The organism is Oceanibaculum nanhaiense (assembly GCF_002148795.1).
Classification (GTDB): domain Bacteria; phylum Pseudomonadota; class Alphaproteobacteria; order Oceanibaculales; family Oceanibaculaceae; genus Oceanibaculum; species Oceanibaculum nanhaiense.
Genome location: NZ_MPOB01000002.1, coordinates 207,492 through 220,696, shown reverse-complemented (window position 1 = coordinate 220,696; position 13,205 = coordinate 207,492). Strand labels below are relative to the sequence as shown.

13 protein-coding genes are annotated in these 13,205 nt (G+C 69.0%); 9 read left to right on the top strand and 4 right to left on the bottom strand.

Translation table 11 applies throughout. The annotated features are described in order from the left end of the window. Positions 1 to 114: 114 nt before the first annotated feature. The 4 genes from BKM74_RS04160 to BKM74_RS04145 all read left to right on the top strand — a co-directional run bounded on the left by BKM74_RS04160 (position 115) and on the right by BKM74_RS04145 (position 2,818). Complete coding sequence (locus BKM74_RS04160) at positions 115 to 393, top strand: type II toxin-antitoxin system RelE/ParE family toxin (protein ID WP_086464429.1); 279 nt, start codon at positions 115 to 117, stop codon at positions 391 to 393. Between the two features lie 11 nt (positions 394 to 404). Continuing rightward, complete coding sequence (locus BKM74_RS04155) at positions 405 to 728, top strand: HigA family addiction module antitoxin (RefSeq protein WP_086464428.1); 324 nt, start codon at positions 405 to 407, stop codon at positions 726 to 728. Positions 729 to 800: 72 nt separating this feature from the next. Beyond that, the gene (locus BKM74_RS04150; protein ID WP_086464427.1) at positions 801 to 2,492 is read left to right on the top strand and encodes an FAD-binding protein; all 1,692 of its coding nucleotides are present in this window, start codon (positions 801 to 803) and stop codon (positions 2,490 to 2,492) included. After that, positions 2,489 to 2,818, top strand: a complete 330-nt coding sequence (locus BKM74_RS04145; RefSeq protein WP_086464426.1) for a 2Fe-2S iron-sulfur cluster-binding protein — start codon at positions 2,489 to 2,491, stop codon at positions 2,816 to 2,818. The genes BKM74_RS04150 and BKM74_RS04145 overlap by 4 nt, the downstream gene beginning before the upstream one ends. Positions 2,819 to 2,944: 126 nt before the next feature. Here the strand turns inward: BKM74_RS04145 and BKM74_RS04140 are convergent, their stop codons facing one another. Genes BKM74_RS04140 through BKM74_RS04125 form a run of 4 tightly spaced genes read right to left on the bottom strand, consistent with a single transcriptional unit; the run spans position 2,945 to position 5,846 of the window. Continuing rightward, on the bottom strand, positions 2,945 to 4,204 hold the full coding sequence (locus tag BKM74_RS04140) for a CCA tRNA nucleotidyltransferase (RefSeq protein WP_086464425.1): 1,260 nt from the start codon (positions 4,202 to 4,204) through the stop codon (positions 2,945 to 2,947). 15 nt (positions 4,205 to 4,219) lie between these two features. Then, on the bottom strand, positions 4,220 to 4,525 hold the full coding sequence (locus BKM74_RS04135) for a hypothetical protein (RefSeq protein ID WP_086464424.1): 306 nt from the start codon (positions 4,523 to 4,525) through the stop codon (positions 4,220 to 4,222). Between the two features lie 2 nt (positions 4,526 to 4,527). Beyond that, a complete protein-coding gene (locus BKM74_RS04130; protein ID WP_086464423.1) occupies positions 4,528 to 5,196 on the bottom strand; it encodes a CoA pyrophosphatase in 669 nt (222 codons plus the stop codon). After that, positions 5,151 to 5,846, bottom strand: coding sequence for a DUF1285 domain-containing protein (locus tag BKM74_RS04125; RefSeq protein WP_245825788.1), 696 nt, complete (start codon positions 5,844 to 5,846; stop codon positions 5,151 to 5,153). The genes BKM74_RS04130 and BKM74_RS04125 overlap by 46 nt, the downstream gene beginning before the upstream one ends. A gap of 106 nt (positions 5,847 to 5,952) precedes the next feature. Here BKM74_RS04125 and BKM74_RS04120 point away from each other — a divergent pair, with 106 nt between their 5' ends. From BKM74_RS04120 to BKM74_RS04100, 5 genes are read left to right on the top strand one after another with little or no spacing between them, the layout of a single operon-like run. Next, a complete protein-coding gene (locus BKM74_RS04120; RefSeq protein WP_086464422.1) occupies positions 5,953 to 6,978 on the top strand; it encodes an AAA family ATPase in 1,026 nt (341 codons plus the stop codon). 19 nt (positions 6,979 to 6,997) lie between these two features. Then, positions 6,998 to 7,897, top strand: a complete 900-nt coding sequence (locus tag BKM74_RS04115; RefSeq protein ID WP_086464421.1) for a DUF58 domain-containing protein — start codon at positions 6,998 to 7,000, stop codon at positions 7,895 to 7,897. A gap of 1 nt (position 7,898) precedes the next feature. Continuing rightward, entirely contained in the window at positions 7,899 to 10,652 is a 2,754-nt protein-coding gene (locus tag BKM74_RS04110; RefSeq protein ID WP_086464420.1) for a DUF4159 domain-containing protein, read from the top strand. Positions 10,653 to 10,667: 15 nt separating this feature from the next. Continuing rightward, complete coding sequence (locus tag BKM74_RS04105) at positions 10,668 to 12,737, top strand: hypothetical protein (RefSeq protein WP_086464419.1); 2,070 nt, start codon at positions 10,668 to 10,670, stop codon at positions 12,735 to 12,737. Further along, positions 12,734 to 13,204, top strand: a complete 471-nt coding sequence (locus tag BKM74_RS04100) for a YbaN family protein (RefSeq protein WP_086464418.1) — start codon at positions 12,734 to 12,736, stop codon at positions 13,202 to 13,204. The genes BKM74_RS04105 and BKM74_RS04100 overlap by 4 nt, the downstream gene beginning before the upstream one ends. Position 13,205: the final 1 nt, after the last annotated feature.

Sequence of the window (13,205 nt, the reverse complement as noted above, 5' to 3'; positions counted from 1 at the left end):
CAGCTATTCATACGTGTACATACGTTTTCAAGCATAGTGAGACCGCCTGCCCCTGCCCGTCAAGGGCGGAAAATCGGTCTATCCTTATACCGGTATGCGGTATATGCTCTCCGCATGATCGCATCTTTCGGCGACAAGGCGACGGAGCAGCTTTTCGCCGATGAGCGCGTGCCGGCCTTCGAGGCGATTGCCCGGCGCGCCAAGCTGAAGCTGACCGCCTTGCACGCCGCCGCGCGGCTGGAGGATATGACGGTACCGCCCTCCAATCGGCTGGAACGGCTGAAGGGCGAGTTGAAGGATTTCCATTCGGTCCGGATCAACGACCAGTGGCGGCTGATCTTCCGCTGGTCGGAGGGTAAGGCCTTCGATGTCCGGATCGTGGATTATCATTAAGGAGACCGAGAATGGCCGCTGCCACCGCCACAGCCACCAGGGACGCTTTCGCCATCGTCACGCCCGGCGATGTGCTGAAGGAGGAGTTTCTCGCCGAATATGGCCTGTCGCAGAACGCGCTGGCGCGTGCCATCGGTATCTCGCCCAACCGCATCGCCGAGATCGTGAACGACCGCCGCCGCATCACCGCCGACACGGCACTCCGGCTCGGCCTGTATTTCGGCAACAGCCCGGAATTCTGGCTGAACCTGCAATCCCAGTACGATCTGAAACTGGCCCAGCGCGCGCTGGGCGAGGAAGAGGCGCGCCGGATCAAGGCACATAAAGCCGCCTGATTCCCGCGCACGCATGCGGCCTTGCATCAGCAGCATGTTGTGCAGTGCGTCGAAGCCCGCCATCATACATTTATGCGCACACTTGAAACCGACATCGCGATCATCGGTGCAGGCGGGGCCGGAATGGCCGCCGCCATCGCCGCCTCGGAAGCGGGCAGCCGCTCCATCCTCATCGACCGCAGCCTGATCGGACGCGGCGGCGCCACGGTGATGGCACAGATGACCGTTGCCGCCGCCGTCGGCGAGCAGACCGAGGATCACTGGACGCACCATCTGAAGGACACGCTGGCCGCCGGGCGCGGGCTGTGCGACGAGCGCCTCGCCCGGCTGTTGTGCGAGGAGGGCGTCGCCGCCATCCGCAAATTGCAGGACTGGAAGGTCGGCTGGGCCGCCGACGATGGCCATCTGAAGCAGGTGCAGGCACCGGGACATGACCGGCCGCGCTGCGTCTATGTCGACTTCCTGAACACCGGCCCGGCCGTCTCCAAGACCCTGCGCACGCAGGTCATCCGCCATGATCTGATCCGCCGGGTCGGCGATCTCTATGCCGTGGATATCGTGCGGCGCGACGGCGCCGCCATCGGCGTGCTGTGCGTGCATTTGCACACCGGCGAGCCGGTGCTGATTTCCGCCCCCGCCACCATCATCGCCACCGGCGGGCTGACCCGGCTGTACCGGCGCAACAGCGCCTCGCTGAACATGAGCGGCGACGGCTATGCCATGGCGCTGCGCGCCGGGGCCAGCCTGATCGACATGGAATTCGTGCAGTTCTTCCCGATCGGCCATCTGGCGCCGCGGCTCATCGGCATGGACCCGATCATGTGGGACCCGTTCCGCTACAAGCTGGGTGGCAGGCTGCTGAACGGCAACCGCGAGGAATTCACCCAGAATTATGGCGTCGCCGATGGCGGTCGTTACCAGATCACCCGCGACCAGGCGACCTATGCCATCACCAAGGAAGTCGAGGCCGGACGCGGCAGCCCGGCGGGCGGCGCCTATCTCAGCTTTGAGCATGTGCCGGAGACGGAACTGCGCAAGGCGTTCGGACCGATCATCGACAAGCTGGCAAAGAACGGCATCGACCTGACGACAACCGCCATCGAGGTCGCGCCCATCGCGCATTACCACATGGGCGGGGTGCGCGTCGGCGTGGATATGGAAACCGAGGTGCCGAACCTCTATTGCGCCGGCGAGGCGGTGGGCGGGGCGAACGGCGCCAACCGGCTGTCCGGCAATGCGATCACCGAGGCCATCGCCTTCGGCTTCGTCGCCGGACGCAACGCTGCTGCGCGGGCGGCCGACACCGGCCCGGCAGGCGACATCGCGGCGGATGCGGCCGAGGGGCTGGCGCTGCTGCAGGCTGAAGGCCCGGCGGATGCGCCGAACAGCGCCGCCCTGATCGCCGAATTGCAAGATCTGATGCAGGATTATGTCGGCCCGTTCCGCACGGCGGAAAAGCTCGCCCACGCGCTGGCCGAGCTGCGCCGCATGAAGGTCGATCTCGGCGACACGCCCTTCGGCAGCGACGCTGCCTATGATTCCGAGCGGCTGGACTGGTTCGACCTGCGCACCATGCTGGTCATCGCCGAGGCGGTGACACTGTCCGCCCAGGCCCGCACCGAGAGCCGCGGCGCGCACCAGCGCGAGGACTTCCCCGGCCTCGATCCGGCGTGGGAGCTGAACCAGATCATCCGGCTGACGGAAGGCGAACTGAATCTTGAACGCCGCGCGGTCGTGCGCCAGGAAATGGAGGCCGCCTCGTGAGCCAGACCGCCCGCCTTACCGTCCAGCGCGGCACCGCCGGGGAGTCCCGCGACGAGACCCATGACGTGCCGTTCGAACCCGGCCAGTCGGTGCTGGATGGCCTGCGCTGGATCCGCGCCCACCGTGACCCGGCGCTTGCCTTCCGTTTCTCCTGCATCAACGCCAATGCCTGCAAGGAATGCATGATGCAGCTGGACGGCAAGGTGATCTATGCCTGCACCGAGCGGCTGCGCGAGGGCGACATGCACCTGACACCGCTGCCCAACAAGGCGCTGATCCGCGACCTCGTCACCGAGATCGCCCCGCCGGATGAGCGGCTGGAGTAGGCGTACACTCATCTCGTTGTCATTGCCGGGCTTGACCCGGCAATCCAGGGCGGCAAGCCGAAACGTATCAGGCAAAGCGTCGCCCCTGGACCCCCGGGTCAAGTCCGGGGGTGACAAAGGAGAAGCCTACCTCGCCAATTCCTTAAGCTTCGCCAGACAGGCATCCCGGTCGGGACGGAAATCGGCGTCCATCCACCAGCCTTCCACTTGCTTCAGCAGTTTTCCGACCGCCGGCCCGGTGGGGAGGCCGAGCGCCATCGCATCCGCGCCATTGACCGGCAGCTTCGGGCGGACCCAGCCATCGGCGGCGGCAAGCTGCACGCGGTAGCCCGCCTCCACCCAGGCCGGCACTGCGCCCGGCTGGTCGGCCAGCCTTCGCGCCCAGTCCAGCAGCACGAGATCGCGGTAGGTTTCATCCCCGGTGGCGTAAAGCAGCCGGCGGCGGCCCGCCGAGTCGGCAGCGGGATCGATATCGGCCGCCGGTTTCAGCATGGCGATCAGCCGGTCGCGGTCGGCATTGGACAGGCGCAACCGCGTGGCCTCCTCCTTCCCCGCCTTTGCGTCGGGCAGAATGGAGGCGAGCCGACGCAGCGGATCGGGCGTCGCCTCCTCCATCTCGCCGGTCAGTAATGTGAGCGCCGCCAGCCGCCGCAGATGTGTCGCCGCCGGCAGGGCGTGGGACAGCACGCCGGCCTGTCGCATCAGATAGAAGGTCGGCGCGGGATCGCGTGCCGCCAGCAGCTTCAGCAGCTCGTCGCGCACCCGTTCCCCCGCCAGGTTGGAGAGCAGCGGCGCGAAGCGCTTGCAGGCGGCCAGCCCCTCCTCGTCCGGCGCCATCCGCCCGTAATGCGCGTGAAAGCGGAAGAAACGCAGCAGCCGCAGCACATCCTCCTGGATGCGCTGTTCCGCCGCGCCGACGAAGCGCACCCGTCCGGCCTCGATATCGGCCAGCCCGCCAACCGGGTCGTAGAGCGTGCCGTCGGGATCGAGGAACAGCGCGTTCATGGTGAGGTCGCGGCGCTTCGCATCCTCCGCCCAATCGTCGGTATAGGCGATGCGGGCGCGCCTGCCATCCGTCTCCACATCGACGCGCAGCGTGGTGATCTCGACCTTCACATGGCCCTGCACCGCCGTGACGGTGCCGTGGTCCAGCCCGGTTGGCACGGCGCGGATGCCGGCGACCTCGATGCGGCGCATGATCTCTTCCGCCGGCACATCGGTGGCGACGTCGATATCGGCAACCGGCAGCCCCATCAGGCTGTTGCGCACGCAGCCGCCGACGAAGCGCGCCCGCCCGCCGCCCGCCATGGCGGCCTGCATGATCGCGGCCACCGCCGGATCGGATACCCAGTCGGGCAGGGTTTCAAGGCGCCGGACAGGCTGCATGGTCCGCGCCGCGCGTCAGCGGCTGGGCGGCGCGGGATCGTTATGTCCCGGCGCGATCTGCCCGTCGATCAGCTTCGGCGGGGTATAGACATCGCCGGGATGGCCGCTGTCCTGGAAGAACAGCGCGCTGGCGCCGAGCACCAGCACCATGAAGCCGACGCCGAACGCGGCCAGATAGACCCAGGGCGCATCGCCCAACGCCGGTGCCGCCTCCGGCGTGCCGGCGGCGATCGCCTTGCGGCGGGCATGGCTGAACCACAGGAAATACAGGATGGTCGGCGTCAGGATCGGCAGCAGCACCATCAGCGCGATGCGCAGCATGATTATTCCTCGCTCGTGCCCAGCACGATATTGGCCAGGTTCACAAGCATCGCCGCCGTGGCGCCCCAGATGTAATAATCCTGGTAGGGCAGCACGTAGAAGGAGCGCTTCATGCCATCGCCCTCGCGGCTGTGCACCTGATGGTTTGCCCTGTCCAGGATGAAGGACAGCGGCACCTCGAAAATCTCCGCCACCTCGAACGGGTCGGGCCGCGTCTCGAAGGGCGGGGTCAGCAGGCCGATCACCGGCACCACGGAAAAGCCGGTGCGCGTGCGGTAGGGCGACAGGCTGCCGATCACCTCCACCACCTCGCGGGTGATGCCGGTCTCCTCCTCGGTCTCGCGCAGCGCACAGCACACAGGATCGATGTCGCATTCCTCGATGCGCCCGCCGGGAAAGCTGATCTGGCCCGGATGGTGATAGAGATGGTCGGTGCGCTTGGTCAGCAGCACGGACATCTCGCCGGGGCGCTGCACCAGCGGCACCAGCACGGCGGCGGGACGGCCGGGAATGTAGCCGGGCGCGGTCTCGGGCAGGCCGGGGCTCATATCGCCGTCGCCGGTCAGCAGCCCGCCATGCCGCACGCCGCCGCCGAACAGCGCGCGCAGCCGGATCGCATCGACGGTCAGCCGGCCAGGCTGCCCAGCGTGAAGAATATTCCCTTGCTCCATACGCCCAGTTGCGGTGTTCCGCCCTCCTCGGTTTCCTCGCCGATCTCGACAAGCTGGTAGAATATCGGCCGCAAGATCAAGGCCTCAAGCCTGTCCCTCACCAATATATAGGGGCTCGGCTCGCCCGTCGCCGGATTAGTATCCACCCGGATCGGATGATCCGGCCCGGCCTCGACCCAATCGTCGAGATTGGTGCGGAAGCGTAAGGTCTGATCCCTGCCGGTGCCCTCGACCTGAAGTTCCACGGCGGTGAAGGGCGCGTCCTCAACCTCGATCAGCCCGCGCTCGACCGGCGTGACCAGCCAGTAGCTGCCGTCATCTTCTCGCCGCAATACCGTCGAGAATAGCTTTACCAGTGGCTTCCGCCCGATTGGCGAGCCAAGATAGAACCAGGTGCCATCGCGGGCGATCCGAATGCCGAAATCTCCGCAGCTTTCCTCCGGTCCGTCGCCCTTCGGCGAGGCACCGGGCTTTTTGCTGCCCGATTGGTTCGCGGTGTTTGATGCTTTTTCGCTGCCCGGGCCTGTCAGCGACGCCCCCAGATGCCTAAGTATCTCATGAGGGGCCGCACTTCCGGCGGGCGTGTTTTCCGGCCGGGCGGCATCGGACGGCGGTATCGGACGGGCAGGGTTGGGTTTCGCGCCAGTCATTTCCTGTCCTTCTTGTCTGGCCTTTTTGTCTGGTCGGCGCGCCGCGCCAATGGGCGTCAACGGTTTGCGGCAGCTTCGGCGCCAACAGCTTAGGGAGAATATTGGCATGAGCGTGACCGATCCCACCCCTTTTTCCGGCAATGCCGGTACAGCCGACGACAAGCTGGTGGCCGAGATCGAGACCCTGGCCGAGCGGCTGCGCCTGGTGCGCGAGCGGGTCGGCCGCGTCATTTTCGGCCAGGAACATGTGGTCGATCAGGCCGTCATCACCCTGCTGGGCGGCGGCCATTGCCTGCTGATCGGCGTGCCCGGCCTGGCCAAGACCAAGCTGGTCGAGACGCTGGGCACGGTCTTCGGGCTGGGTGAGAAGCGCATCCAGTGTACGCCCGACCTGATGCCCGCCGACATTCTGGGCTCCGAGGTGCTGGAGGAGGGCGAGGGCGGCAAGCGCGCCTTCCGCTTCATCCAGGGGCCGATCTTCGCGCAGCTGCTGATGGCCGACGAGATCAACCGCGCCAGCCCGCGCACCCAGTCGGCGCTGCTGCAGGCAATGCAGGAACGCCGGGTGTCGGTGGCCGGCCAGTATCACGAATTGCCGGCCCCGTTCCATGTGCTGGCGACGCAGAACCCGATCGAGCAGGAGGGCACCTACCCGCTGCCCGAGGCCCAGCTCGACCGTTTCCTGCTGCAGATCGATGTCGGCTATCCCGACCGCGACGCCGAACGCCAGATGCTGATCGCCACCACCGGTTCCGAGGAAGAACGCGCCATCCAGGTGATGAGCGCCGACGATCTGCTGCACGGCCAGCGCCTGTTGCGCCGCATCCCGGTTGGCGACAGCGTGATCGACGCCATCCTGACGCTGGTGCGCAATGGCCGGCCCGAGGAAAGCCCGATCGCCGCCGTGCGCGAGCATGTCGCCTGGGGGCCAGGACCGCGCGCCAGCCAGGCGCTGATGCTGGCGATCCGCGCCCGCGCGCTGATGGACGGCCGGTTCGCGCCCTCCATCGACGATGTGCTGGCGATGGCGAAGCCGGTGCTGCGCCACCGCATGGCGCTGAATTTCGCCGCCCGCGCCGAGGGCGTCACGCTGGACGCGGTGCTGGACGGCATCGCCGCCCCGCTGGGCTGAGCCGGCGGATCGGGACCGCATGCAGCGCCAGCGCGCCGAACAACTCGCCTCCACCCTGCCGCCGCTGCTGGTCGCGGCGGAGCGGGTAGCCTCGACCGTGGCGCAGGGCGTCCACGGGCGGCGGCGCGTCGGCCAGGGCGACAGTTTCTGGCAGTTCCGGCACTACACTTTCGGCGATTCGGTGCGCAGCGTCGATTGGCGGCAATCCGCCAAGGGCGACCATGTCTATGTCCGCGAGACCGAGTGGGAGGCGGCGCAGAGCGTGTGGCTGTGGCGCGACGCCTCAGCCTCGATGCGCTACCGCTCGGACCGCAAGCTGCCGGAGAAGCTGGAGCGCGCGGAGTTGCTGCTGGCGGCGCTGGCAGCATTGCTGGCCGGCAGCGGCGAACAGGTGGCGCTGCTGGGCGGCGTGCATGCGCCCCTGCGCGGACAGAACACCCTGCCCCGGCTGATCGGCGAACTGGACCGCACGCGTGATGCGGTCGATGTCGCCACCAGCCTGCCGCCCGCCATTCCACTGCCGCGCCATGGCGCCACCGTCTGGATCGGCGATTTCCTGTCACCGGTCGCGGAGATCGAGGCACGCATCGCCCGCCATGTCGGGCGCGGCGTGCGCGGCTTCCTGCTGCAGGTGGTGGACCCGGCGGAGGCCGGCCTGCCGTTCCGCGGCCGGGTGCGCTTCGATGGCATGGAGGGCGAGGCTTCCACCCTGATCAGCCGGGTCGATAATGTGCGCGCCGACTATCACCGGCGCTTCGCCGAGCATCAGGCCGCGCTGCGTCATCTGGCGCGCGCCGCCGGCTGGCATTATGCCCTGCACCAGACCGACCAGCCGCCTGAGAAGGCACTGCTCGACCTCTATGTCGGGCTGTCGCAGCCAGCCGGCACCGGCAGCTACCGCGACAGCGTGAGGGGCTGACATGCTGACACTCGGCCCGCTCGCCTTCGCTGCCCCCTGGATCCTGCTGGCGCTTGCCGTGCTGCCGGTGCTGATCTGGCTGCTGCGCGTGGTGCCGCCGGCGCCGCGCCGTATCGCTTTCCCGGCGATCCGGCTGCTCTACGGGCTGAAGCCGCGCGACGAGACATCCTCCACCACGCCCTGGTGGCTGATCCTGCTGCGCGTCCTGCTGGCCGCCCTCATCGTGCTGGCGCTGGCGCATCCGCTGCTGAATCCGCGCGCCCAGCTGATCGGCGGCGGGCCGCTGGTGCTGGTGATCGACGATGGCTGGGCGGCGGCGCGCGACTGGCCGCAGCGCCAGCAGGCCGCCGAGGAGCTGCTGGACCAGGCCGAGCGCGCCGGCCGGCCCGTGCTGCTGCTGACCACCGCGCCCGCCGCCACCGGCCTGCCGGAGCGGCTGTCGCCGCTGCGCGCCGCCGAGGCCCGCAGCCTCGTACAGGCGCTACAGCCGAAACCCTGGGCCAGCGACCGGGCGGCACTGCTCGGCTGGCTCAACAGGCAGGCGCTGCCGGCCAGCGCGGAGAGCTTCTGGCTCTCCGATGGCCTGGGCGGGCCGGGTACGCTGGCGCTGGCTGAAACCCTGCAAAGGCTGGGCGCGCTGACGGTGATGAGCGTGCCGCCCTCGACCGTGCCACAGATCGCCTTCCCGCCGGAAAGCGAGATCGACGGGCTGACCGCCAGCCTCGCCCGCGCCGACGACCGCGGCGTGCTGGACGGCGCGGTGCGCGCGGTGGCCGCCGATGGCCGCATCCTGGCGCGCGAGGCGGTGCGCTTCGAGGATGGCGAGAGCCGCGCCGAGACGCGCATCATCCTGCCCAGCGAGCTGCGCAACGAGATCGCCCGGCTGGAGATTGAGGATCAGGCGACCGCCGGCGGCGTGGCGCTGATCGACGAACGCTGGCGCCGCCGTCCGGTCGGACTGGTGTCGCAGACCAGCTTCAGCGACTCGCAGCCGCTGCTTTCCGAACTGCATTATCTGGATCAGGCCCTCAGCCCGTTCAGCGAGGTGCGGCGCGGCCCGCTGGAGATGCTGATGGCGCGCGAGCTGGCGGTGATGCTGCTGCCCGACAGCGGCACGCTGTCCGTCTCCGAGCAGGCGGCACTGCGCGGCTGGGTCGAAGCCGGCGGCGTGCTGCTGCGCTTCGCCGGGCCGATCCTCGCTGCCGCCGAACCGTCCGACACGGCGCTGATTCCGGTGCCGCTGCGCCAGGGCGGACGGCTGCTGGGCGGCGCCCTGTCCTGGAGCCAGCCGGCGCGGCTCGCCGCCTTTCCGCCGGAAAGCCCGTTCGCCGGCCTCGAAATCCCGCCTGACGTCGCGGTGCAGCGCCAGGTGCTGGCGCAGCCGGCCCTCGATCTGGCGGATCGCAGCTGGGCAACGCTGGAGGATGGCACGCCGCTGGTGACGGCAGCGCGCGAGGGCGATGGCTGGGTCGTGCTGGTCCACACCACCGCCAACCCGGACTGGAGCAACCTGCCGCTGTCCGGCCTGTTCGTGCAGATGCTGCAACGGATCGTGGCGCTGAGCCAGGGTGTGCGGGGCGGGCGCGGCGACCAGCCGCTGCCGCCGGTGGAGACGCTGGACGGCTTTGGACGGCTGGTGACACCGCCGAACAGCGCGCAGGCCCTGCCGCCCAGTACCGGTCCGGGCGAAGAGCCAATCCGTCCCGGCCCCACCCTGCCGCCCGGCTTCTACGGCACCGAACAATCCCGCGTGGCGGTGAATTTGGCCCCTGCCATCGCCGATTTCCGGCCGATGGGGGCAATGCCCTCCGGCGTCGCGCTGACCGGCTATCAGAAGGGCGAGGAAGTCGATCTGCGGCCCGCCTTGTTCACCGGCGCGCTGCTGCTGCTGCTGGCCGACCTGATTATCTCCATGCTGCTACGCGGGCTGATCCCGTCCGGGACGCGGCGGGCCGGCGGGACAGCGGTGGCCCTGCTGCTGGCGGCAGGCCTCGCCACCGCGATCCCCGGCGCTGCCCAGGCACAGCAGGGTAATGACAGCTTCGCCATGGCCGCCAGCCTGAGCACGCGGCTGGCCTATGTGCGCACCGGCGACCGCCAGCTCGACAGCACCAGCGAGGCCGGCCTCGCCGGGCTGACCCGCATGCTGGAGCGGCGCACCGCCGTCGAGCCGGGGCAGCCGATGGGCGTGGATGTGGAGCGCGACGATCTGGCCTTCTTCCCGCTGCTCTACTGGCCGATCGGCACCAGCCAGCAGCCGCTGAGCCAGACCGCCATCGCCCGCGTGAACAATTACGTCAAGACCGGCGGCACCATCCTGTTCGACACCCGCGACCAGGGCGAGGTCGGCATCGGCGGCGCCACGCCCGGCATCGAGCGGCTGCGCGTGCTGGCGCGCGGCCTCGACATCCCACCGCTGGAGCCGGTGCCGCCCGAGCATGTGCTGACCAAGGCCTTCTACCTGATGGATTCTTTCCCCGGCCGCTGGACCGGCGGCACGGTCTGGGTGGAGCGCGCCGATGCACGGCGCGGCAATGACGAGGTTTCCTCGATCATCATCGGGGGGCATGACTGGGCCGCCGCCTGGGCGCAGGATTCCTCCTCCCGCCCGATGTTCCCGGCGGTGCCGGGCGGCGAGGTGCAGCGCGAATGGGCCTACCGCTTCGGCGTGAACCTCGTCATGTACGCGCTGACCGGCAACTACAAGGCCGACCAGGTGCATATCCCCTCGATCCTCGAACGGCTGGGGCAATGAGATGGGAGCGATAAGATGATCCCGTCGGGCCTCGATATCGCCTTCGCGCCGATGCTGCCGCTCTGGGCGCTGGCGGCGCTGACAGCATTCTCCGTGCTGGTGCTGGCGGCCGGCCTGTGGCGCCGGGCGCGCGGCATCTGGCTGCGTGCGGCGGCGGCTGCCGTGCTGCTGCTGGCGCTGGCCAACCCGGCGATCATCGCCGAGCAGCGCGAGACGCAGAGCGACATCGCGCTGCTGCTGATCGACCGGTCGCCCAGCCAGCGCATCGGCGAGCGCCCGCAGCAGACCGACGCGGCACTGGCGGAACTGCGCGCCGAACTTGCCCGCCAGCCCAATCTGGAGGTGCGTGAGGTCACGGTCGAGCCGGCCGGCGCCAACCGCGAGGGCACGCAGTTGCTGGGCACGGCACAGCAGGCACTGTCCAACATCCCGCGCCGCCGGCTGGCCGGAGTGATCGCCGTGACCGACGGGCAGGCGCACGATGCCGACACGCTGTCCGAAACCCTGCCGGCACCGTTCCATGCGCTGATCACCGGCGAGAAGGGCGAGCAGGACCGCCGCCTGGTGATCCGCCAGGCCCCCAGCTTCGGCATGGTTGGCAAGGAAGTGACAATCCGGCTGGCGGTCGAGGATGACAGCGTCGCCGAGGGCACGCCGGTCTCCGTGCGGCTGCGCCTGAATGGCGAGCGCGAGGAAGTGATCGCCGTGCCCGCCAATGCTGAGGAGGAGATCGCCTTCACGCTGGATCGCGGCGGCCAGAGCGTGCTGGAGATCGAGGCCGCCCCCGGCGAGCAGGAACTGACGCTGATCAACAACCGCGCGGTGGTCAGCATCAATGGCGTGCGCGACCGGCTGCGCGTGCTGCTGGTCTCCGGCGAGCCGCATGCCGGCGAGCGCACCTGGCGCAATCTGCTGAAGGCCGATCCGTCGGTCGATCTGGTGCATTTCACCATCCTGCGGCCGCCGGAGAAGCAGGACGGCACGCCGATCCGCGAGCTGTCGCTGATCTCCTTCCCGATCCGCGAGCTGTTCGAGGTGAAGATCGACGAATTCGACCTGATCATCTTCGACCGCTACAAGCGGCGTGGCGTGCTGCCCCGGCTCTATCTCGGCAATATCGCTGAATATGTGCGCAAGGGCGGCGCGCTGCTGATGGCCGTCGGGCCGGATTTCGCCTCGCCGGTCAGCCTGTACCAGACGCCCATTGGCGAGATCCTGCCGGCCGAGCCCAGCGGCGACGTGCATGAGGATGGCTACCGCCCGACACTGACCGCGATGGGCCGCCGCCACCCGGTGACCGCCGATTTGTCCGGTGCCGGGCCGGAAGGTGGCGTGCCGGACTGGGGCCGCTGGTTCCGGCTGGTCGATACGCAGCCGCGCAGCGGTACCGTGGTCATGCAGGATGAGCGCGCCCGCCCGCTGGTGGTGCTGGACCGCGTCGGCGAGGGCCGCGTGGCGCAGATCAACAGCGACCATATGTGGCTGTGGACGCGCGGCTTCGAGGGCGGCGGCCCGCAGGCCGAGCTGTTGCGCCGGGTCGCGCACTGGCTGATGAAGGAGCCGGATCTGGAGGAGAACGATCTGCGCGCCACCGTGCGCGGCGACCGCATGGAGATCGAGCGCCGCTCGCTGGAACCGGCGGCGGAAACGGTGGAGGTTACTGGCCCGTCCGGCGAGACCATCTCCGTGCCGCTGGCCGAGTCCGTCGAAGGCCGCGCGACCGCCACGCTGACGGTGGACGAGCCGGGCCTCTATCGCCTGTCCGACGGGGAGCGCACGCGCCTGGTCACGGTCGGCGCGGTCAACCCCGTCGAATATGCCGATGTGCGCGCGACCGACGCAAAGCTCGCCACGGTCGCGGAGACATCGGGCGGCAGCACCGCCTGGCTGAGCGATGGAGGAATGCCCGATCTGCGCCGCGTCGATGCCGACCGCCGCGCCGCCGGCCGCAACTGGATTGGCCTGCGCGCCAACAATGATTATATCGTCACCGGCGTGCTGGAGGTGCCGCTGCTGCCCGCCCTGCTGACCCTGCTGCTGATGCTGGGCGCGCTGATCGGCGGCTGGCTGCGTGAGGCGCGATGAGCGTGCAGGAGAACACCCCCAGTGGACCGCCCAGCGGACCGCCCACCGCGGCGGAACCGCCCGGCACACACGAGGCCGGGCTGATCGGGAACCGGCTGCTGCGGGTAACGCTCTACGCGCTGGGCTGCATCTTCGCCGCGCTGGGGCTGATCGGTGCCTTCCTGCCGGTAGTACCGACCGTGCCCTTCCTGCTGGTGGCGGTCTGGTGCTTTTCGCGCTCCTCGCCGCGCTTCCACCACTGGCTCTATACCCATCCGACCTTCGGCCCGCCGATCCGCAACTGGTTCCAGCATGGAATCGTGCCGCTGAAGGGCAAGCTCTACGCCGTCGGCGGCATGGCCGCCAGCTGGCTGATGACCGTCATCTTCGTGTTCGACGACTGGCTGAAGCCGGCGCTGATGGGCGGCACCATGATGCTGATCGGGCTCTATGTCTGCACCCGCCCCAGCCGTGTGCCGGTGGAGTGAC